The organism is Pontivivens nitratireducens, assembly GCF_011290545.1.
GTDB classification, from domain to species: Bacteria; Pseudomonadota; Alphaproteobacteria; order Rhodobacterales; family Rhodobacteraceae; genus Pontivivens; species Pontivivens nitratireducens.
In genome coordinates, this window is sequence record NZ_CP049811.1 from 45,895 (window position 1) to 72,688 (window position 26,794).

Here is a 26,794-nt window from a genome sequence, read left to right on the forward strand (position 1 = left end):
GGTTTATCGCCCCGATCATGAACATCCGCTTAATCGTCGTTGCCCGAAATCTTCTCGATCTTGAAGATCGCAGCAGCGCCGAATGCCACGATCGCGGCACCAAAGCTGAGAAGCGCACCCATCTTGGCTGCATCCTGAACCTGACCCGGATCGAAGGCAACCGAGGCGATAAACAGCGAAACGGTAAAGCCGATCGCCGCCACGAAGCCCAGAACGAGCAGATCCGGCAGACCCATCCCCTTGGGCAGGCCCAGTCCCATCGGTTTCGCCGCAATCCAGCCCATGATGAATATCCCAAGCGGCTTGCCCACCAGCAGACCGGCCAGAACCAGCCATGTCGCATCGCCGACCGCGTTGAACAACACGCCCGCATTGGCCAGGCCGAAGAACAGCAGCACGACCTCGACCGGGCCCTTCATCGCATGTTCCAGCGTGTTGAGCAGGTCGGTCAGGTGACGTTCTGCCTCGGCAAAGATACCGAATGCGCGGTCGGCATGCGGGATCGTCGGCACGATCGGCAGCAGACCCAACGCGGGATGGATCCCTGCGCGCATGAAGCCATACCAGCTGAGGCAGCCCGCGATCACATAGGGCCAGACGCCCAGCTTCTCACGCATCCAGGTGGAATTGGGGCGATGCTGCTTGTGCCGGTCCAGCCGACGGGGGATCGAGTTGAAGGCGAAGAACACCACAACCGCCGCCGCCAGTGACAGCAGCAACCATTCCGGTGCCAGTTCACCCGACGGGTAGAAGACAGCCAGAATGATCAATCCCGCCGCATCGTCGGCAATCGCCAGCAGCAGCAGGAAACCCACCGCCGGGTGACCGGCACCAAAGATAAGCCGCCCGATAAGATAGGAAAACGCGATATCCGTCGCTGTCGGAATCGCCCAGCCATTCGCCACCGCCTGATAGGTATCCGTGCCCATCAGCAACGCCAGACCCAGATAGACCGCAATCGGGCCGAACATACCGCCCGAAGTGGCGATCAGCGGCGTCAGCGCCTTCTTACCGCGCAACGATCCGTCCTTGAGCGCGATGGCCTCCCAGACCTCCTTGCCCGCGATGGCAAAGAACATCGCCATAAGCAGGTCGTTGACAAGATAATGCAGCGTCAGCGTCCGGTAGCCATCATGCAAGTACCCAATCGGCGCATGATCCCAGAGCGGGTATTCGACGAAGTGATGGTAACTGTCGTAATCGATGTTGGCCCACCCCAACGCGAGCAATGCACCAAGGATGAGAAGAAGCGAATATTCGCTCAGATAGTTCCAGACGCGATACATCTATGGCCCCTTGATCAAATCGGTTTCGATACCCGGATTATCAAGTCATGCCTGATCTCGCAATGCGCGGTATGGTGCCTATCTTGAACTTGATGAGCCCCGACGCCCCCGCCCTGTTCGCCCGCCTGCGCAACTGCCGCCTGTGCACGGGGCGTTTTGCCGCCACGGCCAGCGCACATGCGCCGCGCCCTATCGTGCGGCTGCACCCGGATGCACCGATCGTTATTATTTCGCAGGCACCGGGCCGGCAGGCGCATCTGTCGGGCATACCGTTCGACGATGCGTCGGGTCGGCGACTGCGCGACTGGATGGGGATGGAGGAGGCGGAGTTCTTTGCACCCCGCACCATCTCCATCGCGCCCATGGGGTTCTGCTTTCCGGGCAACGATGCGGCGGGCGGTGATCTGCCGCCCCCCGCGATCTGTCGCAAAACATGGCACGCCCCGGTGATGGCGGCGCTGCCGGGTCGGCGTCTGACGCTGGTCGTCGGCGCGATGGCGCAGCGCGTGATGCTGGGCGCGCGGGCGATGACGCCGACCGTACGCGCGTGGCGCGACATGCCCGCCGGCACCTATCCCCTGCCGCATCCCAGTTGGCGCAACACACCGTGGCTGCGCAGGAACCCGTGGTTCGAGGCGGAGTTGCTGCCGCATCTGCGACGCGACGTAGCCCGGGTGCTGAACGAAGGGGTGTCGAATGGCTGAACTGTCCGAACTGGTGGATCAGGCCGAGCGTTGCACCCTGTGCGCCGAACGATTCGCGGCCACGCGCACTGCGCACCGGCCCCGCCCCGTCGTCTGGCTGTCAAACCGCGCACCGATCCTGATCGCGGGTCAGGCACCGGGTGCGCGTGTGCACGCCTCGGGCTTGCCGTTCGACGACCGCTCCGGCGACAGGCTGCGCGACTGGCTGGGGGTGGAGCGACCTGATTTCTACGACCAGGACAAGTTCGCGATCCTGCCCATGGCATTCTGCTTTCCGGGTTATGACGCGAAGGGTTCCGACCTGCCACCGCCCAAGATATGCGCCGCGACCTGGCGCGCACCGGCAATGATGGCGATGCCGCAGGTCCGGGTAAGGGTGCTGATAGGCGGCTACGCGCAGAAATGGCATCTGGGCACCCGGCAGAACGTGACGCAGACCGTGGAAAGCTGGCGCGATCACCCGGACGGCACCTTCGCCCTGCCCCATCCAAGCTGGCGCAACACCGGCTGGCTGCGGCGCCACCCGTGGTTCGAGCGCGATGTCGTTCCGCGCCTGCGCGACGCGGTGTCCCTTGCACTGGACGGGCGCGCCTGACACATCTCACTTATGACAGAGATTACGCCCCTCGACTCCGCCCATATCGACGCCGAAGCAGATGAGGCCCGCCGCCCGCGCTTCTGGTCACGCCTGCTGGAAACGGAACTGTTCGTGCCGTTGGAGGAAGAAGCACAGGGCGAGACGATCCGCCCCGTCATCCTCGACACGGCCGAGGGGCGCATCGCGCTGGCCTTCGACCGGGAGGTCCGGTTGGTGGACTTCATGGAGGGGCCGTCCGAATTCGCCGCCATGTCGGGACGTCGGCTGATCAAACTGCTGGTCGAACAGGACATCGCCCTCGCCCTGAATCTGGGCGGTGCACCGTCCGAAACGATCCTGCCGGTGGATGCGCTGCGGTGGGCGGTGGATCGCTTGACCGATCTGACCGTGGTGCGTGAAGCCTCCGTGCGGGACGTCAACCGGCCGCAGAATGTGCCGGACGTGCTGCTCGACGCCATCGCAGAAAAGCTGCCCACCCTCGAAGGGCTGGCGCGCGAAAGCTGGCTGGTCGGCGTGACATATCGCGACGGCACGCAGGGCCACATGCTGGCCGTGATCGACGCTCTGCCCCCGGCCCGCGACGCCATCGCGGACGCCCTGTCCGAGGCGCTGCGCCTGTCGGGGCTGGACGCGGGGCAGCTCGACATCGTCTTTCTGGATGAGGGAGCCAAGGCCCTGCCTGCCCTGCGGTCCAAGGGGCTGGGATTCGAAATCCCGCAACGCCACGAGGCCGTACGCGAGGTGACGGCCCCCGGCAGCGATCCCGACAAGCCGCCAATCCTACGCTGATCCTGCGATGATCCTGGGATGATCCTGGGATAACGCCCTTACGCCGAGGGTTTCACACTGGACGTGACGTAGTTCACGCTGAGGTCGCGCGGGTCCAGCGACCAGTCCCAGCGGGCGAAGTTGAACTTGAACCCGGTGCGGTCCACCGGCTCCAACCCCGCGCCGCGCAGCAGGCTGAACAGCTCGTCCGGCGTGATGAACTTGGAATGCTCATGCGTACCTTTGGGCAACCAGCGCATGATCTGCTCCGCCCCGAGGATGGCGAACAGGAAACTCTTGGGGTTGCGGTTGAGGGTGGAGCAGACCATCAGCCCGCCGGGCTTGAGCAATTCCTGACAGGTGCGAAGGAAACTGGCGGGGTCCTCGACATGTTCGACCACCTCCATGTTCAGGACGACGTCGAACAGCTCCCCCTCGGCGGCCATGGCCTCCGCCGTGGTGTGGCGATAATCGATCTGCAGCCCGGATTGCTCGGCGTGCACGCGTGCGACGGGGATGTTGCGCTCCGCCGCGTCGGCACCGACAACCGTGGCACCCAGGCGGGCCATCGGTTCGGCCAGCAGGCCCCCGCCGCACCCGATATCGAGGATGCGCAAACCGGCGAAGGGCTGCTCCTCACTCAGATCGCGCCCGAACTCCGCCGCGATCTGGCGGGTGATATAGTCCAGCCGGGTGGGGTTGAGCATGTGAAGCGGCTTGAACTTGCCCCCCTCATCCCACCATTCATCGGCCATCGCCTGAAATTTAGCGATCTCTCCGTCGTTCACGCTACTTTGTGGCGCAGTGGATGCAGACATGATTATCACCTTCGATGAGTTTTAATCTCCGTTGCAGTAGGACATAATGCGAAAATGCGTGAACACGGAAGTCGAAATAGCGCGCCCTATCGGCGCAGCCTCTATCCCCCCCGCGAACCGACGGCGCAGTTGGCGTTGGAGGTGTCGGGCGGTCATCGGTTATATGTCGAGCAATCGGGCCGCGCCGACGGTGTGCCCGTCGTGGTCTTGCACGGGGGACCGGGGGGCGGATGCAGCCCGGCGATGCGCCGCTTTTTCGATCCGCAGCATTACCGCTCGATCCTGTTCGATCAACGCGGCTGCGGCCGGTCCACCCCCCATGCCAGCGTTCAGAACAACACCACCCACGATCTGATCGAGGATATCGAGCGTATTCGTGAACATCTCGGCATCGACCGCTGGTATGTGTTCGGCGGCAGCTGGGGGGCGACACTGGCGCTGCTCTATGCGCAGGCCCATCCCGCCCGGGTGCGCGGTCTGATTCTGCGGGGCGTGTTTTTGATGACCACACCCGAGCTGGACTGGTTCTACAACGGCGGCGTCGCCCGTTTCTGGCCCGAGGAATGGGAACGCTTCACCGGACTGATCCCGGAGGACGAGCGCCACGACATGATCGCGGCCTATCGCCGCCGCCTGTTCGGAGAGGATCGCGCCGAGCAGGTGCGCTATGCCCGCGCATGGGCCGCGTGGGAATCGAATCTGGCCGCATTGGAAAGCTACGGGCGTTCCTCCGGCGGGTCGGGTGAATATGCCCGCGCCTTCAGCCGGATCGAGAATCACTACTTCAGCAATCGCGGCTGGATTCGTGAGGGCCAGATCCTGGCCGAGGTCGGGCAGCTCAAGGGCATCCCCGGTTATATCGTGCAGGGCCGCTATGACATGGTCTGTCCGCCGATCGGAGCATGGTCGCTGCATCAGGCCTGGCCGGATTCCGAATTGCGCTCGATCAGAACAGCGGGCCACGCCCTGTCCGAACCGGGCATCACCGCCGAACTGGTTGCCGTGATGGAGGAGTTGAAAGAAGTCGAGCACACGAATGCGTGACATATTGCATCGGGGCTGGACCCGCCTGCGGAATTTAACTGCATTGTCACCTGCTCGCTGAAACTTCCTCGGAACGACTTATCGACTGGGGAGTTATGGCAGAGACAACTTAAATTAAGGGGGATGCCTTTATGTCTATCGCTTTGAAAACCACCAGCGCACTTCTGGTCGCAGGCTTCACGCTCACCGCTTGTGCCGAGGGCTCGATGTCCACCGGCCCGAACGCCAACCGCAACCAGGGCGCTCTGGTAGGTGCCGCACTGGGCGCAGCCGCAGGTCAGGCCATCGGTGGCGACACGCAAGGTACGCTGATCGGTGCCGCCGTGGGCGCAGCTGCTGGTGGCGGCGTTGGTGTGGCACTTGATCGGCAGGAGCAAGAACTGCGCCGCGATCTGGCCAATTCCGGCGTAGGCATTCAGAATACCGGCGATCAACTCGTCGTGACCCTGCCCGAATCGATCAGCTTCGCAACCGACAGTGCGACCGTCGCGCCCGGCTTCCAGAACCAGCTGTCCGTCGTGGCGAACAGCCTGCGGAACTATCCGGGTTCCTCCGTGCGCATTACCGGTCACACCGATTCCTCGGGTGAGGCGTCCTATAACCAGCGTCTGTCCGAGCGTCGCGCGCAGGCCGTTGCGAACGTGCTGGTCGCCAATGGCGTATCCCAGAACCGCTTGGTGGTTTCCGGCGCGGGTGAAACGCAGCCGATCGCATCCAACGGGACATCCTCGGGCCGCGCGCAGAACCGTCGCGTGGAACTGGTCATCACGCCGAACGGCTGATCCATTCCCGACTGATACGAAGGCCCGGCTGATCCCTCAGCCGGGCCTTTTTCATGCCTGACGTCCTCAGACGGAGGTTTCGGACACGCCACCATGTGCGGCGGACCAGTCCAGCGGCGCGTTCAGGAACGCCTCAACCGCATCGAGTGTTGCCGTGTCGAAATGGCCCTGCACGCGCGCCTCGGCCAACACGTCCCACCATGTGGCCAGCCAGTGCAATTCCAGACCATGCTCCCGCAGCTTATCCGGCGCATCCGCGAAGATATCGTAATAGAACACGACGACGGTGTGATCGCATTTGGCGCCCGCCTTGCGGATTGCCTCGGCGAACTTGACCTTGGAGCCGCCATCGGTGGTCAGATCCTCGACCAGCAGGACGCGCTGATCTTCCTCGATCAGACCTTCGATCTGCGCATCACGACCGAAGCCCTTGGGCTTCTTGCGCACATATTGCATCGGCAGGGCCATACGCTCCGCGATCCAGGCGGCGAAGGGGATGCCCGCAGTCTCCCCCCCTGCGACGGCATCGAACGCCTCGAACCCGGCATTTCGGTACAGTTTCGCCACCGCGAAATCCATCAGCGCGCCGCGGATACGGGGGAAGGAAATCAGCTTTCGGCAATCGATATAGACCGGCGCGGCGATGCCGGAGGTAAAGATATACGGCTCATCCGCGCGGAAATGCACCGCACCGATTTCGAGCAGCATTCGCGCCGTCAGTCGCGCCATCTCCGCGTCGGAGGGATAGGAATTCTGGAACATCTGGGGTCCTTTCACAGCGCCGGTTGGCGGGGTGGCGGAATGGGTCAGCGGCGCACGCGCCATTCGATATCGAAACCGGGGTCGAAGAGGGTGACGGGACCGGCGCCCGTCTCGATCCGCGCGGGAAAATTGCCGGGCTTTTTCTCCAGCACTATCTGCGATTCATTGGGAGCCAACCCGTACCAGGCCGGACCGTTGAGTGAGGTGAACGCTTCGAGCTGGTCCAGCGCGCCCTCCTGCTCAAACACCTGCGCCAGCAATGGCATGGTGTTGCTGGCGGAGAAGACGCCGGCACAGCCGCAGCCGGTCTCCTTGGCCGCGTCCACATGTGGCGCGCTGTCCGTCCCGAGGAAGAACCGCGCATCGCCCGAGGTCGCCGCCTGACGCAAGGCCGTGCGATGCGCCGCACGTTTGACGATGGGCAGGCAATAGTAATGGGGCCGAATGCCCCCGACCAGCATGTGATTGCGGTCGATAATCAGGTGATGCGTGGTGATCGTACAGGCCAGATTGGTATCCGCCCCGCGCACATAATCCACCCCGTCGCTGGTCGTGACATGCTCCAGCGTGACCTTCAGTTCCGGCAGGCGAGCGCGCAGCGGGTCCAGCACAGTCTCCAGAAACACCGCCTCCCGGTCGAAGATGTCCACCTCGGGATCGGTGACTTCGCCGTGCACGCACAGGGGCAGCCCGACTTCGGCCATACGCTCCAGCACGGGCATGACCTTCTCGATATCGCGCACACCGCTGTCGGAATTGGTGGTCGCCCCCGCCGGGTACAGTTTGACCGCCGTGATCATACCGGATCGTGCGGTCTCGGCCAGATCGTCGGGGTCGGTCCCCTCGGTCAGGTAGAGGGTCATCAGCGGGGTGAAATCCGCGCCCGGCGGCAGGGCCGCGACGATCCGATCACGATAGGCGGCAGCATCCGCGCCGGTCACGACGGGGGGCACCAGATTTGGCATGATGATCGCACGCGCGAAATCCCGGGCGCTTTCCGGCACGATCCCCTGCAACATCGCGCCATCGCGCAGGTGTAGGTGCCAGTCATCGGGGCGGCGCAGGGTAATGTGCATCGGGCTCTCCAGTCAGGTGCGGCTAAGTAGCACCCTCGCAACCGATCACGCAATCGCGCGTTGTTGTGGTGTCGGACAGCGCGATCCTTATCTGTCTGATTATGAAGGCGGAGACCCGGTATGTTGCTGAAACTCACACCCCTGATAGCCGTTACGGCATTAAGCGCATGGGATTCCGTCATTGACCGTTCAATCCGGTCAATTCCATCCTCGTGAACCCGAAACCTGGCCTCGGCTGTGTAAGCTGGCCTTCGTTCGGACTTCACGGGGGGGATGCACGATTCGTCGGGCCAGAGGCAAGTTGTAGCCCTCTTGCCGCTGCGTTTCGGTTTACTCGACCTGACGTGCACGTAAGTTGAGACGAACGGGTCGCAAAGGCCCATACGCCTTCAGGGAGCATGCCATGTCCAATTATCCTCATCTGCTCGAACCGCTCGATCTGGGTTTCACGACGCTGAAGAACCGCGCGATCATGGGGTCCATGCATACCGGGCTGGAGGAAGTGGGAGATTTCGACCGCGTGGCCGCCTATTTCGCGGAACGGGCCGAAGGGGGCGCCGCGCTGATCGTCACCGGCGGCATGGCACCGAACGAGGAAGGCGCCGTTCTGCCGGGCGGGGCTGGGCTGTTCTCGGACGAGGATATGGCCAACAACCGCAAGGTCGTGGACGCGGTTCACGGCAAGGGCGGCAAGATCGCGATGCAGATCCTGCATGCCGGACGCTACGCCTACACCCACAAATGCGTCGCACCCTCCCCCATCAAATCCCCGATCAGTCCCTTCCCCCCGGCGGAGCTGGACGAGGACGGCATCGAAAAGCAGATCGCGGATATCGTCACCTGCGCCACCCGTGCCCAGGAATGCGGCTATGACGGGGTCGAGATCATGGGCTCCGAGGGATATTTCCTCAACCAGTTCCTAGTGACGCACACCAACAAGCGCACGGACCGCTGGGGCGGCAGCTACGAGAACCGGATGCGTCTGCCGGTGGAGGTCGTGCGCCGCGTGCGGCAGGCCGTCGGCACGGATTTCATCATCATCTATCGCCTCAGCATGATCGACCTGATCCCCAACGGCTCCACATGGCAGGAGGTCGTCACACTGGCCAAGGCGGTCGAGGCGGCAGGCGCTACCATCATCAATACCGGCATCGGCTGGCACGAGGCCAGGGTGCCGACCATCGCCACCTCCGTCCCGCGCGGCGCGTTCACCTGGGTCACGAAGAAGCTGATGGGCGAGGTGTCGATTCCGCTGATTACCTCGAACCGCATCAACAATCCCGAAACGGCGGAGGGGGTTCTGGCCGATGGCTGCGCGGATATGGTCAGCATGGCACGGCCCTGGCTGGCCGATGGGCATTTCATGTGCAAGACGGCGGAGGGTAAGGCCGATCAGATCAACATCTGCATCGCGTGCAATCAGGCCTGTCTGGACCACACCTTCGCAATGAAGCTGACCAGCTGTCTGGTCAATCCGCGTGCCTGTCATGAAACCGTGCTGAATTACGAACCGGTCAGCACCGCGAAATCCATCGCCGTCGTCGGCGCGGGCCCGGCGGGCCTGTCCACCGCCCTCGTCGCGGCGGAACGCGGTCACAGGGTCACGCTGTTCGAGAAGGATGCGGAAATCGGCGGCCAGTTGAACATGGCCAAGCAGATCCCCGGCAAGGAGGAATTCTGGCACATGGTGGACTATTTCCGCCGGATGCTGGATGTGCACGGCGTCGATGTCCGCTTGCAGACGGAGGCAACGGTCGAGAACCTCTCCGATTTTGATGAGGTCGTGATCGCCACCGGCGTGTTGCCGCGTGATCCGCAGATCGAGGGGCAAGACGGCGACAACGTCGTCAGCTACGTGGACGTGCTGCGCGGCACCGCCGAAGTCGGGGAGCGTGTCGCGGTGATCGGCGCTGGCGGCATCGGCTTCGACGTGTCGGAATTCCTGTCGCAAAAGGGAGAAAGCCCGACCCTGCATCTGGATGAGTGGCTGGCGGAATGGGGCGTCGGCGATCCCGCGAACGTTGCGGGTGGCCTGCGGCCCGAAGGTCCGCAACCTCAGGACCCCGCCCGCGCCATCACCATGATGCAGCGCAAGGCCAGGAAACCCGGTGCCGGTCTGGGCAAGACCACCGGCTGGATCCACCGCGCCGCGTTGAAGATGAAGGACGTGCAGATGGTCGCCGGCGTAAATTACGAGCGGATCGGCCCGCAGGGCATTCAGGTCTCCTCCGGCGAGGCGCACGAAAATCCCCGCTGGGTCGAGGTTGACACCGTGGTGATGTGCGCCGGGCAGGTCAGCTTCCGTGATCTGGCCGATCAGTTACAGGCAGTTGGCCGCACCGTGCACGTGATCGGCGGCGCGGACGTGGCTGCAGAACTGGACGCAAAGCGCGCGATCAAACAGGGCTCGGAACTGGCCGCATCGCTGTAATCCAGCCGCCCCGACAGGACAGCTGGAACGACAGGGCGCGGGATCGGTTCCCCGCCACGATCCGCTTTGCTGTGGGGGCTGCTACACCCGCACCGCCGTCAGCAGATATTCCACATTGCCATCGGACCCCGTGATCGGGCTGGTGGTGCTGCGCATATCGCCCCAGCCCGCCGCCGCCAGGAATGCCTCGATCCGGGACAGGGCACCGGCCCGCGCGGTGTCGTCTGTGACGATGCCGCCCTTGCCCACATGGGCACGGCCCACCTCGAACTGCGGTTTGACCAAAGCCACCAGCCGCGCACCGGGTTTGGCGAGGGTCAGGGCCGCGGGCAGCGCCTTCTCCAGCGAGATGAAGCTGACATCGGTCACGATCCAATCCAGCGGCGGCAGCAGGCCCGGCGTGATATCCTTCGCATTCACCCCGTCCAGCCGCACGACCCGTGGGTCGCCAGCAACATCCGCGTGCAACTGGTCCCGCCCAACATCCAGCGCAAAGACCCGCGCCGCGCCATGCGTCAGCAACACCTGCGTAAACCCTCCGGTAGAGGCGCCCAGATCGAGGCAATCGCCCTGCGGTTTCAGATCGAAAACCTCCACCGCGTGAACCAGCTTCAATGCAGCGCGGCTGACCCATGGGATTGGATCGTGGGTCAGCTTCAGTACGTCATCCGCAGCGACCTTGGCCGAGGCCTTGCCCGCCGGACGCCCGTTCACCGATACGACACCCGCGTCGATCAGTTGCGCAGCACGGGATCGGCTTTGCGTCAGCCCCCGCGCCACCAGCGCCTGATCCAGACGCATCATGCCCTACAGCCCCGGCTTGGCCCGCAGGTGCGGGTTCGCCCGTCGCTGGGTATCGCCGAAAGTGTCGCGCCTGCCATCATGGCTCCATCCCGGGTTTCTGCTGGCCGTTCCAGCGTCGCGTCGCGCAGAATAGAGAGATATTCGTGAAGCGCGACCCGGATCGGATTGAAACGGCTCCGATTGTGCACACGCCCGCAAATCCGGGCAATCCTCCTCTGGCACGAAGGGCGGAACCTCCGGGTCCAAAATAATCAACCTGCCAGCATAGCTCGCCGCAAGGGCACGGTTGCCCGCAAACCGGCCCCGGCGCATCATCGCGAAAATCAGTGAGGAACCCTTGATGACCCCCTATGACATGATCCGCGCGCATCTGAGCCAGTCGATCCCCTTCGCAGCACATGCGGGCGTGCAGATCACATCGGTCGGTGATGGTGTGGCGGAGGCGATCCTGCCCGCCACGGCGGAGACCTGCAATCACATCGGCACGCCACATGCCGGGGCGGTCTTTACACTGGGCGAAACGGCCAGCGGCGGGGCGGCCGCCGGTGCGCTGGCGCCGGTTATCCTGCAATCGCGCCCCGTCGCGGCAGAGGCCCGGATCAGCTATCTGGCGCTGGCAAAGGGACAGTTGACCGCCACCGCCCGCACTTCAATCCCCAGTGCGCAGGCACTGGAAACTCTGAACACCCAGGGTCGCGTCAAATTCAATGTAATCGTGGACATCACGGATGAAACCGGCACCAAGGTCAACGAAATGACCGTGGCTTGGCATGTCACTCCCGCCAGGACCTGACAGGTCACAGCGCGGAAGGCTTATGCATACACGCGCCGCGCGTGGCTTTCACTTTCCGAAATATCCGCGCCGCAGGCATCCTACCGACGTCTGGAGCGTGTGCTTTTATTTCCCCGCGCGCCCGTCACGACCGGCGTGTTGTCGCGGTTTTCGTCCGATAGCTTGCGCCAGCGATCCAACCGCGCCGGGTCCAGCGTTCCATCCGCGATTGCGAATTGGACAGCGCATCCGGGCTCATGCGCATGGGTGCAGTCGCGAAACCGGCACCGGGGGGCCAGTTCGGTAATCTCCGCGAACACGATATCCAGCCCGTCGGCCACATCGCTGACATGCAGGGTGCGCATTCCCGGCGTATCGATGACCAGACCACCGCCCGCGATCGGGTGCAGGGAGCGGGCCGTGGTCGTGTGCCGACCCTTGGCGTCACCCTCACGAATGCCGCCGGTGGCCTGTGCGTCCGCGTCCGATTTCCGGGTCAGGGTGTTGAGCAATGTCGATTTGCCAACGCCCGAGGAACCGACCAGCGCCACCGTCTGCCCCGCGCCACACCATGGTGACAGGATCGCGGTCGCCTCCACCGACTTTGCGTTCAGGCTGACAACGGCCAAATCGCGCTGCAACGCTGCGGCTTCGATCTGATAGGAGGCTGCGTCCATCACCTTATCCGCCTTGGTCAGAACGATCACCGGGCGGGTGCCAGCCTCGTTCGACAGGGCCAGATAGCGCTCCAGCCGGGCAGGATTGAAATCATCGTTGCACGAGGTGACGATGAACAGCGTGTCCACGTTCGCCGCGATCAATTGCTGCGCCCGCGCGCCCTCGGTGCGCCGCAGAAGCAAGGTGCGTCTGTCGAGACGCCGCACGACGGTGGCATCCCCGACACCCAGCAGCACCCAGTCGCCGACCGCGAAATCCGTTGTCTTCATTGGCGAAGGAAGGATAAGCCGCATCTGTCCCAAGGCGGTCTCAGCCCCGATGCGCGACCGATGGACCGTCGCGATACGGGCCGGCAGCAGACCAGTTTCCCCCTCCCCAACCTGATCCGCGAAGAACGCGGACCATCCGAGATCGGCAAGAGAAACAGCATGGGGACCGGACGAAATCGACATATCCGCCTTGATGATCCGGGCACCCGTGCGATGCAAGCGTTTCCGATACTCGGCCACATAGCACAGGCGGGTCATGTCCCGTCAGGGTGCTACAGTATCATGTCAGCAATATCATGGTGCCCGCTGCCGGACTCGAACCGGCACGGCCTGAGGCCGGGAGATTTTAAGTCTCATGTGTCTACCAATTCCACCAAGCGGGCAGGCCTTGTTTGTGTCGCCTGCCTGCGCGGCGGGGTCAAGCGAGTTGGCGCAGTTCGACCATCGCCGCTTCGAGCAGGGCGGCATCCGTACAGCGGGCCACGATATTGACGACGAAACCGCCGTTCACAACGCGCGGATACGAGCCGATGGAGACATCGGGATGCCGGCAGGCGATTTTTGCCAGCGGACCGGCCAGAGCCCCCTCCCCCTTTTCGATCAGCACATCGTCGGACAGCATCGGCACACCCCCGGTCAGGGTCGGCATGACGCTTTCCACCATGCAGGCAAAGACCTTGGGCACGCCCGCCATCACGTGCACATTGCCCAGGGTAAAGCCGGGTGCCTTGCTGACCGGGTTGTCGATCAGGGTCGCCCCGTCGGGGATGCGGGCCATGCGCAGGCGGGCCTCGTTCAGATCGCGCTCCGGATTGACGTAGTTCGTGGCGAGGATCGCACGGGCATCGTCGCGGACCGAAATCCCGACACCGAAGGCCTGCGCGATGCAATCGGCGGTAATATCGTCATGGGTCGGTCCGATGCCGCCGGAGGTAAAGACATTGTCCACCTGTCCGCGCAGCGCATTCACGGTGCCGACGATGGTATCCACGTCATCGGGTATCATCCGCACCTCGCTCAGCGCGATGCCGCGCGCGCCCAGTGCCTTGGCCAGTACCTGAACGTTCACGTCCTGTGTCCGGCCGGACAGAATTTCGTCTCCGATCACGATCATTGCGGCTGTGGGCATGGTGCGGTTCCTTCATCTGCGATAGGCGGGGGAATGGAATTCGATCCCCCTTTGATCCCGGCTGTCCTGATCCGCAGGTATAAGCGGTTCCTTGCCGATGTCATCCTGCCTGATGGTCGCGAGGTGACGGTGCACTGCGCCAATCCCGGCCGCATGATCGGCGTGGCGCGGACGGGCGCGAAGATCTGGCTGCAACCCAGCACCAATCCCAGGCGCAAGCTGCAATGGTCCTGGATGCTGACCGAGGTGGAGGGCGGCGGCCTGTCAGGTATCGACACCGGCCTGCCAAACCGCATCGTCGGTGATGCCCTGCGCGCCGGTCAGATCGCGGAGGTTGCCGCCTATACCGGCATCCGCGCCGAGGTGCCCTATGCCGATCGCAGCCGCGTGGATTTCCTGTTGAGCGAACCGGGACTGCCCGATCTGTATCTGGAGGTAAAGAACGTGCATCTGAGCCGGGATGGCACGCTGGCCGAGTTTCCCGACTGCGTGACCGCGCGGGGCACGCGGCATCTGGGCGACCTGATGCAGATGGTGGATCGGGGGCACAGGGCGGTGATGCTATACGTCGTACAACGAACCGATTGCGATGCGGTGAGCTTCGCCGCCGATCTGGATCCCGCCTATGCTGCAAAAGCGGCGGAGGCAGCGGCGGCGGGGGTTCGGATGATCGCCCGCGCCACGCAGATTTCCACCGCAGGCATAAGTCTGGGCCGCGCCCTGCCTGTCATCCTGCAATAAAAGCTCCTATATGAGAGAAGATCGAATCCCCGAGGACCGCACCATGAACCGAGCCGATACCGCACTGTCCATCCCGACGAACCGCGACGGGATCTATATCCACTCCGCCGAAATGTTCGACGGGATGCGAAAGGCCGGACGGCTGGCGGCGGAAATCCTCGACGAAATCGGGCCGCATGTGGTGCCGGGCGTCAGCACCGCCACGCTAGATCAGGTCATCCAGGATCGTATCGTCGCCGCAGGCGCGACCTCGGCCACTATCGGGTACAAGGGGTATCAACACGCCTCGTGCATCTCGATCAACCATGTGGTCTGCCACGGCATTCCGGGGCCGAAGGTCCTGCGCGACGGCGATATCCTGAACATCGACGTGACCGTGATCGTCGATGGTTGGTACGGCGACACCAGCCGGATGTATTGGGCAGGCAAGCCCAGCCGCAAGGCGGAGCGGCTGATCCAGATCACTCACGACGCCCTGATGCAGGGGATCGCAGCCGTCAAGCCCGGCAACACCTTCGGCGATATCGGCCACGTCATTCAGCGCTTCGCCGAGGCGCAGCGATGCTCGGTCGTGCGGGATTTCTGCGGTCACGGGCTGGGCCGCCAGTTCCATTCCGCGCCCAACGTGCTGCATTACGGTCGTGCCGGCGCGGGGGCGAAGCTGGAACCCGGCATGTTCTTCACGATTGAACCGATGGTGAATCTCGGACGGCCCGAGACGAAAATTCTGGCCGACGAATGGACCGCCGTAACCAAGGACAGATCGCTCAGCGCGCAATACGAACATTCCATCGGCGTGACGGAGGAAGGCTGCGAGATCTTCACCCTGTCACCGGCAAATGTTTACGCTCCCAACTTCTCGATCTGAGATATCCCGTTTCTGGTTAAGGTTCGGTTAACCACTGCGCCCCATGTTGAAACGCATGAGTGCGCGACCGCCCCTTCCCGGATTCTCGGAAATGCCGCTGCCAACGATGGGGGCCGCGCGGCCCGACCAGATGAACCACCGTGCGCGCCTGCGTGAACGGTTCATGCAGGGCGGGGCGGCGGCGCTGCCGGATTACGAATTGCTGGAACTGGTGCTGTTTCGCGCAATCCCGCGGCGCGACGTAAAACCACTGGCCAAGGCGTTGATCGCGCGGTTCGGCGGCTTCAACGCCGTTATCTCCGCCCCGCCCGCCCGGTTGACCGAGGTTCAGGGCGTCGGCTCCGCCGTTGTGCAGGAGCTAAAGATCGTGGAGGCCGCCGCCCATCGTCTGGCCCAAACCCGCGTGGCGAAAAAGAACGTGCTGGGCAGTTGGGACGCCGTGCTCGACTATTGCCGCGCGATGATGGCCCACCGTGACACCGAGCAATTCCACATCCTGTTTCTGGACCGCAAGAACGTGCTGATCGCGGATGAGGCGCAGGCCAGGGGCACCGTCGATCACGTGCCCGTCTATCCGCGTGAGGTCGCCCGGCGGGCGCTGGAACTGGGGGCCACGGCCATCATATTGGTGCACAATCACCCCTCCGGCGATCCATCACCCAGTGAGGCGGATATCACGATGACCGGATCCATCGTCGCGGCCCTGATGCCCCTGTCCATCGTCGTGCACGATCACCTGATCATCGGCAAGGGGGCGGAACTGAGCTTTCGCGGCAGCGGCCTGTTGTAGGGGTGCGCCTCCGGCGGGGGTATTTGGGGAAAGTGAAACGAAACCGGCGCCACTGGGGCGCCGGAATCGCAAGGTTCAGCCCATGAGGCTCAGACCCATGAGGCTCAGACGCGGTCGCGCACCCAGATTTCCACGCGACGGTTGACCTGACGACCAGTAAAGGTCTCGTTGCAACCCACCGGTGAAATCTCACCGAAGCCCAGCACCGAAATCTGATCCGTGTCGATCGTTCCACCGGGGGCGGCGTCCAGGATCGCGCTCAAGACCTGATCCGCACGCCGCTCGGACAAGGCGCGATTCAAGTCCGGTCGGCCGATGGAGTCCGTGAAGCCGACAAGCAGAACTTCCTTGTTGTCGAACCCACCGCGCGAGAGCGATTCAGCGATACGTACCACGTCGCGCTGCGCCTTGGCATCCAGCAGCGAGGAGCCGGGCTGGAAACGCAACGTCGTGGACAGACGTTCCGCATTCAGCATCAGCGAGGCAAAATCCCGCACGTCAGACAGCTGGTCCAGATCCTCGGCCGCCATCATTGCGGAGGCGAGGCGAAGGCCCTGCTCGTTCATCGAAGCGCCAGAGATACCCTGATCGATGAAGCCCGCATCGGCGATGATATCCTGCGCCGCGTCGGAGTTAACGAACTCGATCAGGTTGCGGGCGTGGTTCGGCAATGCGGCATTGGTCGTGTACAGATACAGACGACGGGCCAGCGGATATTCCTCGGCCTTGATGTTGAAGGCGGAGGGCTGGGTGACGATACCGCAAACCTCCTCGATCCCTACAGGCTGCGCGTTGCGGGCGCTGGCGTAGCCGGTGATGCCGATGCCGAACGGATCGGAGGCGACCGCGTCGGACAAATCCGCGTTGTTCTCGATCACTTCGGCGGTGGAGGAGATGCTGGCACCGATCACGTCCATGACGTTCTGTTCGAACACGGCGCGGGTGCCCGAACCCTCCTCACGAATGTAGACGTTGATCGGGGCATTCGCGCCACCGACCTGCGACCAGTTCGTAATCTCACCGGCGAAGATGCCCGCCATTTCCTCGATCGACAGATTGCGCACCGGGTTGGAGCGCGCCAGCACCACCAGGATGCCGTCGAGCGCCAGAATATGCTCCTGCGTGGGGTCGGTGACGTTGCCCAGATTGGCATCATTGAAGGCCTGCGCCTCACGCGGGCGGACGGGCCGGGACGCCATGCCGATGGAGGCGGTGCCGTCGAGCAATGCGTCGAAACCCTCCCCCGACAGCGATGCGATCTCGATATCAGCGATGCGTCCACCGCTCAGATCCTCGATCGCCAGACCGATGGAGCCGTCGGCGTTGATCTCGTTCGAGGCAATGTCAGCATCCAGCGCGAAGGAATACCCCTCGACCAGCGCGGGCATCAGATCGGCCCCGATGGTATCGGAGCCCGCAATGCGAAACTCGGAGCGCAGCAATGACGGGTCGGGACAGGCGTCCCCCTCGCATGAGACCTGATAGGCGTCGATGGTGATCGCACCGATAGCCGTGGCAATCTGATAGTTCTGTCCATCGAATTCGACGAGGTTTCCCCGCAGGGTGATCGAGCCGTCATAGGACTGCAATGTGACCTGTTGCGCCAGTGCCGGTATGGCAATCAGTGCCATAGCCGCAGAGAAGCCGGCGCGGATCAGCCCGCTGCGTGCCGTCTTGATCGATGTCATATGTCCCGTCCCTCGTCCTTGGTATTCTGTTTATTAGCGTTGATCGCCTAGATTTCCTGCGCTCAGCGGGCGGCTACGGAGATGCTCCTAACAGCCGCATCGATCGAGACCACTTCACTGTCCTCGCTACACCGTGCGGTTTCGATACTGACGCTTCGATGGTCAGCACGCAAAGCCTGATTGTTGTAAAGTGAAAGGACTTCGATACGTCCGTCGCAGATATCCGCATCATTGGTGAACCGGATCTGGGTATCTATGACACCGCTGTGCGTGCGCCTCGACACGGGCAGGGTGTAGACTTCGGCCTGACGCGCGCCGGGCAGACCCAAGCGGGTCAGATAGCCCCCGCCATTGCGGCGCGAGGCGCGATAGCTGCGCGCGTTCCCCTCCCAGACGTGGCCCTCGGAATTTTCGGCCGCTGTGTATTCGAATGCGTGAAGGTCGAGATTGGCGTCCCCCTCCCACGCGATGGCGACCCGTGCGATGCGGTCGATCCCCCGCACCGTGATGTCCGAGCTGGCGGAAGTGCCGTCCGCGAACTCCGCCGTGATGGCCGTCTGTTCGTCGAATGCGGGCACGTCGATCTGCAATGATCCCTCCGCATCGGTTATCGCGGTGAAGCTCAAGCCCGAATAACTGATGGTCACTTCGCTGTGTGGCCGGCAGGGAGAGGTCAGCGTCAGGGCCAGCATCTCACCCAGCTTGGATGAAGTCACCAGGTTGGCGTTGCATGTCACGTCCGCTCGTGCGGTTCGCGGCGTTGCATCGATGGCAGGCATGTCCGGCACATCCGCGCCCAGCGATGCGGAGCGGACAGGTGGTTCGTTCGGCGACGAGCCGCCGAAACTGGGCGTCTGCGGAACCATCCCGCCGCCGAGCGAGGCGATGGATTGTTCGACTGGCATCGAGGGTGCTTGCGGCGACGATCCGCTGCGCACGGCAGTCGTTTCCGTCGCCACGGGAACGATGATCTGGGCTGCACGCTCCGTCACGACAGCGGAACCTTGCAGCCCCGGGTTCAAGTTGACGCGGGGGCGCGCGCTCGCCTGTGCGGTCACGGTCGGCGTCTCATCTTCAACCGTGGAGCCGACGGGGCGGAACATCGAGGTGACGGACCGCAACGTCAGGCGCCCCGCGTTGCGCTGGGTCACGGCACCGCTTTCGGATGCGGCCGAAGCGAGTTGAGATTGGCCGGAGCTGATGACGGGTGGGGCGGTAGACCCGGATACGCGCACACCGGCCTGCGAAGGCGCGGGTGGCGTGCCCAGCCCGGTAGGCCGCGCACGGACCGGGGTTGATGGCACATTGGCGGCAAAGTCTCGCCCGACGCTGCCCAATTGCGGTGTTGCGCCCCGTGCGATGGTCACACGCTCCGGCGTGTCGCCACGGCTGAGATTAGGCAGGACTGAATCGGCACCGGGTGTCGCTGCGCCGAACCCGCCTGAAACCCCTGCCCCGCCGATGGAGACGGCGGCGCTTTGCTGAGGAGCGATACCGGCACCAGCGCCGGTGGCAGGACGACCGATCCGAACCGGCTGCACATCGCGGTTGCGAATCGCGGCAGTCGCCTCCGCAGGGGCCAGACCGACATCGCTGTCCGGCGTTGCCAGCGAAGGTGCGCGCAAGGTCGGAAACCCGGTGGCGCCCGCAGCCACGGCCATGCCGTCGCGCCCCGGCAGCGCCTCGGGGAGTGAGACGTTCAGCACGACCTGCGCACTGGGGCAGGTATCGCCCTGAATGACGCAATAGGTGAACACCATGCGTCCGCCACATGCGTCACTGTTGAAATACTCGATACGCCCGCCACTGCGCCGCGCGGTCCCGCACACCGGTTGCTGCACGATCAGGATGCGATCTGCATCGCCCTCCTGCGCATTGATGTCATTGGACAGAACATCCAGCGGTTGTGTCCGCCCGGCACGAACCGTAAAGGCATCGTCGACCGCCTCGTATTCATCGACGGAACCGAAAGCGGCCATGATAAATTCGCTGCGTTGCGCCATGGTGCCAATCGCCACCACGAGCACGACAGCGGTCAATACCACCATTAGCCGATCATCGGCCTTCATAAGCTGATCCCCCACGAATCATCTTTAACGAGTGAAGCTCACTCCATTTGAGGTATTAACCGATAAATGAAACTCGATTTCAATCCGGCAAAACTCGAATGACCCTCATTGTTCCAATTACATATCAAAATGCCACCTGTGTGACCAGTACGCTGCACTCTAGCCTGTGTTCGGCCCATAAATCGTTCTGTCGCAAACTCGCGGCACCTGCAGAATCGGAGGAAATCGCATGAAATTCGGCATCGGTCAGGCGGTGAAACGCACCGAAGATCCACGATTTTTGACGGGTCGCGGGCAATACGTCGATGATATCGACCTGCCCGAAATGCTGTTTGCGCAGGTTGTCCGGTCCGATTTTGCGGCTGGAAGGCTGGTCGGGGTCGATGCGGAGGAAGCGCGGCGAATGCCCGGGGTCGCACTGGTCTACACCGCTGCCGACATTGCCGGGCGGCTGGTGCCGATCAGTGCGGGCATGGGCATGGTGCAGGCCGACGGCAGCCCGTTTGTGGACGTACCGCACCCGCATCTGGCCGAAGACACCGTGGCCTATGTAGGGCAACCGGTTGCGGTCGTCTTCGCGAACAGCCGTCAGGCCGCCATGGATGCGGCGGAGGCTGTCGCGGTTGAAATCGAGCCCTCAGACGCCGTTGTCAGCGCGCAGGACGCCCTGCACGCCGCCCCCATTCACGAGGGGTTGGACGGCAACCGTATTTACCGATGGGAGGTCGGCGATCCCGATGCGGTCGCCCGTGCCTTTGACAATGCGCATATCGTGCAACTGGACGTTCGCAACCAGCGCCTCGCCGTGACGCCGATCGAGCCGCGCGGCATCGTCGTGCGATACGATGCGCAGGGCTGGGAAATCTGGGTTTCCAACCAAGGGGTGCATTCGGCGCGCGACGATATCGCCCGCGACCTGCGCACCAAGCCCGACCGACTGCGCGTGCATGCACCCGATGTGGGCGGCGGCTTCGGGATGAAGCTGATCGACCACCCGGAATACGCCCTGTGTGCCCTTGCCGCGCAGCAGACCCGTCGCCCCGTCAAGTGGACATCCACCCGCGCCGAAGCGTTGCTCAGCGATGTGCAGGCCCGCGACCTGACGACACGTGCCGAAGCGGCATTCGACCCAGACGGCACCTTGCTGGGCCTGCGCTGGCGCTCCACCTCGAATGTCGGCGCATTCACGCCCGGTTTCGGCGCGGGGGTGCACACCTCCTTTTCCGCTCATCTGATCGGTGGGGTCTACGATGTGCGCGCGGTGCATCACGTGGTCGAGGGTGTGGTGACCAACACGACTCCCGTCGATGCCTATCGTGGTGCGGGCAAGCCCGAAGTCCTGCACGTGATGGAACGTCTGATGAGCACGGCCGCGCGCGAACTGGGGCTGGATCAGGTCGCCATACGCCAGCGCAACCTGATCCGTCCGGATCAGATCCCCTATCGCACGGCGGGCGGCGTGGATTTCGACGCAATCGACGCCCCTGCGATCCTGAATCGGGCCGCCGAACTGGCGGATGTCGTCGGGTTCGACGACCGCGCGCGCGGCAAGCTGGCCGGACTGGGCGTTGCGTATTATTACGAGCGCACCGGCGGTGGCCCGGTTGAGATGGCGACCATCCACATCGCAGCGGATGGCGCGATCATCGCAGATGTGGGCACCGAATCCGCAGGTCAGGGGCATGAAACCGCCTGGGCTCAGATCGTCGCCAACCAACTGGGCGTCCCGTTCGAGGCCATCACTGTGCGCCGCGGCGACACCGGATCCTTGCCGCGGGGCAGCGGCACCGGCGGCTCACGCTCCGCCGTGCAGGCCAGCCGCTCGTTTCTGATCGCGGCGGAGGATGTCGTGGAACAGGCGCTGATCCGGGCGGAGGATTTGCTGGAGGTCGCGCGCACCGATCTGGAATTTCGCGACGGCACTGTGCGCGTCACAGGCACCGACCGCGCGATGAGCTTGATCGAAATCGCGGCGCAGACCGGCCCTCTCGACGGTGTCGGTGAGGTCGATTCCGTCGTCACCACCACCCCCAACGGCGCCCATATCGCCGAGGTCGAGATCGACCCGGAAACCGGGCATGTCACGCTGACCCGCTACAGCGTGGTGGACGATTTCGGCAATGTCATCAACCCGATGATCGTCACCGGCCAGGTCCATGGCGGCGTGGCGCAGGGTGCGGGACAGGTTCTGTGCGAGGAGATGGTCCGCGATGCCGACGGACAGCCGCTGTCGGGCAGCTTCATGGATTACGCCATGCCCCGCGCCGCCGATCTGCCGATGATCGACGTCGAACTGGTGAGCGTGCCGACCCCGTCCAATCCCCTGGGCCTCAAGGGATGTGGTGAGGCTGGCGCGATCGCCGCCGTGGGTGCCGTGGCCAACGCGGTGGAGGATGCGCTGGCCCGTGCCGGGGCCGCCCCTTGCATGCCGCCCTACACCGCGGGACGGGTCTGGTCCGCATTACACCGGATTTGAGAACGACGTGTTTCCTTTGCAAAGCGCGATCCACCCCCCAAGTGTGGTGCCGCTACATGTGCAAGGAGCTAAGCATGACCAAGTTGTTCGATCCAATCACCGTGGGTGATGTAACACTCGCCAACCGCATTCTGATGGCGCCCCTCACCCGCAACCGGGCCCGGGCCGAGGATGACGCCCCCTACGACATCCACGCCGACTACTACGCCCAACGGGCGGGTGCTGGCCTGATCATCACAGAGGCGACGCAGATCTCGCCCGAGGGCAAGGGCTACGCCTGGACCCCGGGCATCCACTCCAAGGCGCAGATCGACGGCTGGAAGGCCGTGACCGACGCCGTTCATGCTAAGGGCGGCAAGATCGCGCTGCAATTGTGGCATGTGGGCCGCATCTCGCACACATCTCTGCAACCGGACGGTCAGGCGCCGGTCGCGCCCTCGGCCATCGCCGCACAGGCCCAGACCTTCGACGGCAAGGGCTTCGTCGACACCTCGACCCCTCGCGCGCTCGAAATCTCCGAGATTCCGCGCCTGATCCAAGAATACCGCACCGCGGCGCGCAATGCGATGGACGCGGGCTTCGACATGGTCGAGGTCCACGCGGGCAATGGCTATCTGCTGGACCAGTTCCTCAAGGATGGCGCGAACAAGCGCGACGATGCCTATGGCGGGTCGGTCGAAAACCGGGTGCGACTGCTGCGTGAGGTTCTGACGGCCGTGGCAGATGAGGTCGGCGCAGGCCGCACCGGCGTGCGGTTCTCTCCGTTCTCGAACGCAAACGCGATTTCGGACAGCGATCCGATGGCGACCTTCAGCGCGGCGATGGATGCAGCCGAGGAGGTGGGCATCGCCTACGTGCACATGGTCGAGGGCCAGACCGGCGGCAGCCGCGAATTGGACGAAGGGTTGAGCATCGACGCGCTCAAGTCCCGGTATTCCGGCACCTATATCGCCAATAACGGTTATAATCGCGACATGGCGATCGAGGCGGTGGACAGTGGCAAGGCCGATGCTGTGGCCTTCGGCGTGCCTTTCATCGCCAATCCCGACCTGCCCGAGCGTCTGCGCCAGAACGCGCCGTTGAACGAAGCGGATCAGAGCACGTTCTACGGCGGCGGGCGTGAGGGATATACGGATTATCCCACCCTGTAATTTGCCGTGATCGCCTGATCGGGCACGATAGACATGAAGGGGCGGCACTGCGGTGCCGCCCCTTCATGTCAAAGCTGAGGTCTGAGCGCCCCTGACCCTGCGACCCGATCCCGGATCACAGTTTGCCGTGGCAATGCTTGTACTTCTCACCGGAACCGCAGGGACACGGCTCATTCCGCCCCACGACGCCCCAGGTTTCGGGGTTTTGCGGATCGCGTTGATTGCGCGATTGCGGCGCGTTCGGCATGGGATTGGGCACTTGGTTCGGTTGGGTGGCCGATTGCGGATTGGTCCCTTCGGCCCGCCCCTGATTTTGCTGGTTCACGCCCAGCGCCTGCATCTTCGCAATGATCTCCGCGCGTTCTTCCTCCGTCAGGATCTGTATGTGGAACAACTGCCGGGTGACCTGCACGCGCAGACCTTCGAGCAGATTGCGGAACAGCTCGAACGCCTCCGTCTTGAACTCGTTCAACGGATCGCGCTGCGCATACCCCCGGAAGCCCACGACCGAGCGCAGATGGTCGAGCGTCAGCAAATGGTCGCGCCATTCCTTGTCGATGGTTTGCAGCAGGATCTGCTTTTCGACGGTGCGCATGGTTTCCGGACCGTGCTTTTCCGCCTTGGCAGCGGCGGCCTTGTCTACCTCCGCGGTGATCCGCTCCTCGATGGTGTCGTCATCGACGCCTTCCTCCGCCGCCCATTCGGCAATGGGCAGGTCGAGCGCGAAGATCTCCTTCACCTGATCGGTCAGTTCCTGCGTCTGCCACTGATCGGCATAGGCGCGGGCCGGGATGTATTCGGAGACGAGATTCTCGACCACTTCGTGACGCATTTCCTCGATCGTCTCGGACAGATCGGTCGCTTCCATGATTTCGCGCCGCTGACCGAAGATCGACTTGCGCTGGTCGTTCATTACGTCGTCGTATTTCAGCAGGTTCTTGCGGATGTCGAAGTTGCGACCCTCGACCTTGCTCTGCGCGCGCTCCAGCGCCTTGTTCACCCATGGATGGATGATCGCCTCGCCCTCACCCATGCCCAGCTTGGACAGCATGGTGTCCAGCCGGTCGGAGCCGAAGATGCGCATCAGGTCGTCTTCGAGGCTGAGGAAGAAGTTTGTGCGGCCCGGATCGCCCTGACGGCCCGAACGGCCACGCAACTGGTTGTCGATGCGGCGCGATTCGTGACGTTCCGTGGCCAGAACGAACAGTCCGCCCGCTTCGAGCACCTTCTGCTTTTCCGCCTGAACGGTCGCTTCGTGCTTTCGCTCCAGCTCGGCAATGGCGGCGGGATCGGTGATGCCCTGCTCGGCGGCCTCGACCTCGGCCATCATCTCTGAATTGCCGCCCAGTTTGATGTCCGTGCCGCGCCCGGCCATGTTGGTGGCGATGGTCACGGCGCCCAAGCGGCCCGCCTGTGCGATGATCGAGGCCTCCTGCTCGTGGAACCGGGCGTTCAGCACGTTGTGCTTGACCCCTGCCGCCGTCAGCATCTGAGAGATCAGTTCCGATTTTTCGATCGAGGTGGTCCCAACGAGGGTCGGCTGGCCCTTGGCGTGGGCCTCCTTGATGGTCTTGACGATGCCATCGTATTTCTCACGCGCGGTGCGATAGACCTGATCGTCGAAATCCTTGCGCGCGATGGGGCGGTTGGTGGGGATTTCCACCACGCCCAGCCCGTAGATCTCATCGAACTCGTCGGCCTCGGTCATCGCGGTGCCGGTCATGCCTCCGAGTTTTTCGTACAGGCGGAAATAGTTCTGGAACGTGACGGAGGCGAGGGTGACGTTCTCGGGCTGAATCTTGACGCCCTCCTTCGCCTCGATCGCCTGATGCAGCCCTTCGGACATGCGGCGGCCGGTCATCATGCGGCCGGTAAATTCGTCGATCAGCACCACCTCGTCGTTCTTGACGATATAGTCCTTGTCGCGGGCGAACAGCTTGTGCGCGCGCAGGGCTTGGGTGACGTGATGCACGATGGTGGTGGATTCCGGATCGTAGAGGGTCGCCTCCCCCTCGATCAGACCAGCTTCCTTCAGTTTGTCCTCCAGAAACTCGTTGCCCTCCTCGGTCAGAGTGGCGGAGCGGGCTTTCTCATCCAGCTCGTAATGCTCATCGGTCAGATCGGGAATGAACTTGTCGAGCGTGATATACAACTCGGACCGGTCCTGCGTCGGGCCCGAGATGATCAGCGGCGTGCGCGCCTCGTCGATCAGGATCGAATCAACCTCATCCACGATGGCGAAGAAGTGATCGCGCTGCACCATCTGGTCAACGCTGGTCTTCATGTTGTCGCGCAGATAATCGAAGCCCAGTTCGTTGTTCGTCGCATAGACGACATCGCAGGCATAGGCCTTCTGCTTGGCCGGCTCATCCATGCCGGGGACCACGACGCCGACGCTCAGCCCCATCCAGTTATACAGCTTTGCCATCCACTCCGCATCGCGGCGGGCGAGGTAGTCGTTGACGGTGACGACATGCACGCCCCGTTTGGTCAGCGCGTTTAGGTAGACGGGCAGCGTCGCCATCAGCGTCTTGCCCTCACCGGTCTTCATCTCGGAAATATTGCCCTGATGCAGGAAGATGCCGCCGATCAACTGCACGTCGAACGGGCGCATTCCCAGCGCGCGAACGGCCCCCTCGCGCATTGCGGCGAACGCCTCGGGCAGCAGGGCGTCCAGAGTCTCGCCCCCGTTGTGCCGCTCAATGAAGTCCTGTGTCTTTGCCTTCAGCGCGGTGTCATCCAGCGCCTGCATCGCGGCCTCGTGGCCGTTGATCTGATCGACGAGTGATCGCACGCTTTTGACCTTGCGGTCATTGGCGGTGCCGAACACCTTTTTCGCCACCGTTGCCAGTCCCAGCATAGAGTATCCTCGCGTCTCGTCCTGCGGCCAGGCCGCCCGCGTCGTTCACCAAACTGATACCAACGGGTGGTTGCCCGACCGTGATCGACAATCTAGGTTGGCGCGGCGGCGGTGCGGCTGGCCCTAAAAGCTGATCGGGATGTAAGTCCCGCACCTGACACTGTCAACGTTACCGGCACCGGGCTGAACCGCTGCCGCGCTCTATTTCAGGAAGACCGCTCCGGTCGATA

General features: G+C 63.5%; 22 protein-coding genes and 1 tRNA gene. 12 read left to right on the plus strand and 11 right to left on the minus strand.

The features are described 5' to 3' along the window. Positions 1-29: 29 nt before the first annotated feature. Positions 30-1,286, minus strand: a complete 1,257-nt coding sequence (locus G8E03_RS00215; RefSeq protein ID WP_166187285.1) for a Na+/H+ antiporter NhaA — start codon at positions 1,284-1,286, stop codon at positions 30-32. A gap of 92 nt (positions 1,287-1,378) precedes the next feature. On the opposite strand from G8E03_RS00215, the gene G8E03_RS00220 reads away from it, so the two are divergent. Genes G8E03_RS00220 through G8E03_RS00230 form a run of 3 tightly spaced genes read left to right on the plus strand, consistent with a single transcriptional unit; the run spans position 1,379 to position 3,377 of the window. Then, positions 1,379-1,990 carry a uracil-DNA glycosylase family protein gene (locus G8E03_RS00220; protein WP_166193720.1) on the plus strand — a complete coding sequence of 204 codons (612 nt, stop codon included), beginning with the start codon at positions 1,379-1,381 and terminating at the stop codon, positions 1,988-1,990. Next, complete coding sequence (locus G8E03_RS00225) at positions 1,983-2,585, plus strand: uracil-DNA glycosylase family protein (protein ID WP_166187288.1); 603 nt, start codon at positions 1,983-1,985, stop codon at positions 2,583-2,585. Before G8E03_RS00220 ends, G8E03_RS00225 begins: the two co-directional genes overlap by 8 nt. A 12-nt stretch (positions 2,586-2,597) precedes the next feature. Then, positions 2,598-3,377, plus strand: coding sequence for an SseB family protein (locus G8E03_RS00230; protein ID WP_166187290.1), 780 nt, complete (start codon positions 2,598-2,600; stop codon positions 3,375-3,377). Positions 3,378-3,415: 38 nt separating this feature from the next. On the opposite strand, the gene ubiG is transcribed toward G8E03_RS00230, so the two are convergent. Next, a complete protein-coding gene (gene ubiG / locus G8E03_RS00235) occupies positions 3,416-4,174 on the minus strand; it encodes a bifunctional 2-polyprenyl-6-hydroxyphenol methylase/3-demethylubiquinol 3-O-methyltransferase UbiG (protein ID WP_166187293.1) in 759 nt (252 codons plus the stop codon). A gap of 54 nt (positions 4,175-4,228) precedes the next feature. On the opposite strand from ubiG, the gene pip reads away from it, so the two are divergent. Both pip and G8E03_RS00245 read left to right on the plus strand, forming a co-directional pair. Further along, positions 4,229-5,218, plus strand: coding sequence for a prolyl aminopeptidase (gene pip, locus G8E03_RS00240; RefSeq protein ID WP_166187296.1), 990 nt, complete (start codon positions 4,229-4,231; stop codon positions 5,216-5,218). 131 nt (positions 5,219-5,349) lie between these two features. Continuing rightward, entirely contained in the window at positions 5,350-6,000 is a 651-nt protein-coding gene (locus tag G8E03_RS00245) for a YiaD family glycine zipper/OmpA-like lipoprotein (protein ID WP_166187298.1), read from the plus strand. 66 nt (positions 6,001-6,066) lie between these two features. Here the strand turns inward: G8E03_RS00245 and G8E03_RS00250 are convergent, their stop codons facing one another. Continuing rightward, entirely contained in the window at positions 6,067-6,762 is a 696-nt protein-coding gene (locus G8E03_RS00250) for an orotate phosphoribosyltransferase (RefSeq protein WP_166187300.1), read from the minus strand. A 44-nt stretch (positions 6,763-6,806) separates the two neighbouring features. Beyond that, entirely contained in the window at positions 6,807-7,838 is a 1,032-nt protein-coding gene (pyrC, locus tag G8E03_RS00255) for a dihydroorotase (protein WP_166187303.1), read from the minus strand. Positions 7,839-8,241: 403 nt separating this feature from the next. Between pyrC and G8E03_RS00260 the strand changes: the two genes are divergently transcribed. After that, a complete protein-coding gene (locus tag G8E03_RS00260; protein ID WP_166187305.1) occupies positions 8,242-10,269 on the plus strand; it encodes an NADPH-dependent 2,4-dienoyl-CoA reductase in 2,028 nt (675 codons plus the stop codon). 81 nt (positions 10,270-10,350) lie between these two features. Here the strand turns inward: G8E03_RS00260 and G8E03_RS00265 are convergent, their stop codons facing one another. Beyond that, positions 10,351-11,073: a TlyA family RNA methyltransferase gene (locus tag G8E03_RS00265; RefSeq protein WP_240910374.1), complete on the minus strand. Its 723-nt coding sequence runs from the start codon at positions 11,071-11,073 to the stop codon at positions 10,351-10,353. Positions 11,074-11,413: 340 nt separating this feature from the next. Between G8E03_RS00265 and G8E03_RS00270 the strand changes: the two genes are divergently transcribed. Beyond that, complete coding sequence (locus G8E03_RS00270; protein WP_166187307.1) at positions 11,414-11,866, plus strand: PaaI family thioesterase; 453 nt, start codon at positions 11,414-11,416, stop codon at positions 11,864-11,866. A gap of 80 nt (positions 11,867-11,946) precedes the next feature. Here the strand turns inward: G8E03_RS00270 and rsgA are convergent, their stop codons facing one another. The 3 genes from rsgA to G8E03_RS00285 all read right to left on the minus strand — a co-directional run bounded on the left by rsgA (position 11,947) and on the right by G8E03_RS00285 (position 13,921). Then, complete coding sequence (gene rsgA, locus G8E03_RS00275; RefSeq protein ID WP_166193725.1) at positions 11,947-12,975, minus strand: ribosome small subunit-dependent GTPase A; 1,029 nt, start codon at positions 12,973-12,975, stop codon at positions 11,947-11,949. Between the two features lie 114 nt (positions 12,976-13,089). Then, positions 13,090-13,175 (minus strand) — tRNA-Leu (locus tag G8E03_RS00280). 35 nt (positions 13,176-13,210) lie between these two features. Beyond that, a complete protein-coding gene (locus G8E03_RS00285) occupies positions 13,211-13,921 on the minus strand; it encodes a competence/damage-inducible protein A (protein WP_166187309.1) in 711 nt (236 codons plus the stop codon). 33 nt (positions 13,922-13,954) lie between these two features. Here G8E03_RS00285 and sfsA point away from each other — a divergent pair, with 33 nt between their 5' ends. The 3 genes from sfsA to radC are packed head-to-tail and all read left to right on the plus strand — an operon-like array spanning position 13,955 to position 16,320. After that, the gene (gene sfsA / locus G8E03_RS00290; protein WP_166187311.1) at positions 13,955-14,662 is read left to right on the plus strand and encodes a DNA/RNA nuclease SfsA; all 708 of its coding nucleotides are present in this window, start codon (positions 13,955-13,957) and stop codon (positions 14,660-14,662) included. A gap of 43 nt (positions 14,663-14,705) precedes the next feature. Beyond that, positions 14,706-15,530 (plus strand): type I methionyl aminopeptidase, encoded by an 825-nt coding sequence (gene map / locus G8E03_RS00295; RefSeq protein ID WP_166187313.1) that lies wholly within the window; start codon positions 14,706-14,708, stop codon positions 15,528-15,530. A 55-nt stretch (positions 15,531-15,585) separates the two neighbouring features. Then, entirely contained in the window at positions 15,586-16,320 is a 735-nt protein-coding gene (gene radC, locus G8E03_RS00300) for a RadC family protein (protein ID WP_430693228.1), read from the plus strand. A gap of 104 nt (positions 16,321-16,424) precedes the next feature. Here radC and G8E03_RS00305 read toward each other — a convergent pair whose 3' ends face one another. Together G8E03_RS00305 and G8E03_RS00310 are read right to left on the minus strand one after the other, a co-directional pair. Further along, complete coding sequence (locus G8E03_RS00305; protein ID WP_166187318.1) at positions 16,425-18,008, minus strand: substrate-binding domain-containing protein; 1,584 nt, start codon at positions 18,006-18,008, stop codon at positions 16,425-16,427. A gap of 62 nt (positions 18,009-18,070) precedes the next feature. Then, entirely contained in the window at positions 18,071-20,077 is a 2,007-nt protein-coding gene (locus tag G8E03_RS00310) for a hypothetical protein (protein WP_166187320.1), read from the minus strand. 229 nt (positions 20,078-20,306) lie between these two features. Between G8E03_RS00310 and G8E03_RS00315 the strand changes: the two genes are divergently transcribed. Both G8E03_RS00315 and G8E03_RS00320 read left to right on the plus strand, forming a co-directional pair. Next, positions 20,307-22,553, plus strand: coding sequence for a xanthine dehydrogenase family protein molybdopterin-binding subunit (locus G8E03_RS00315; protein WP_166187322.1), 2,247 nt, complete (start codon positions 20,307-20,309; stop codon positions 22,551-22,553). Between the two features lie 74 nt (positions 22,554-22,627). Beyond that, positions 22,628-23,704, plus strand: a complete 1,077-nt coding sequence (locus G8E03_RS00320; RefSeq protein ID WP_166187324.1) for an alkene reductase — start codon at positions 22,628-22,630, stop codon at positions 23,702-23,704. A gap of 115 nt (positions 23,705-23,819) precedes the next feature. Here the strand turns inward: G8E03_RS00320 and secA are convergent, their stop codons facing one another. After that, positions 23,820-26,564, minus strand: coding sequence for a preprotein translocase subunit SecA (gene secA / locus G8E03_RS00325; protein ID WP_166187326.1), 2,745 nt, complete (start codon positions 26,562-26,564; stop codon positions 23,820-23,822). Between the last annotated feature and the right edge of the window lie 230 nt (positions 26,565-26,794).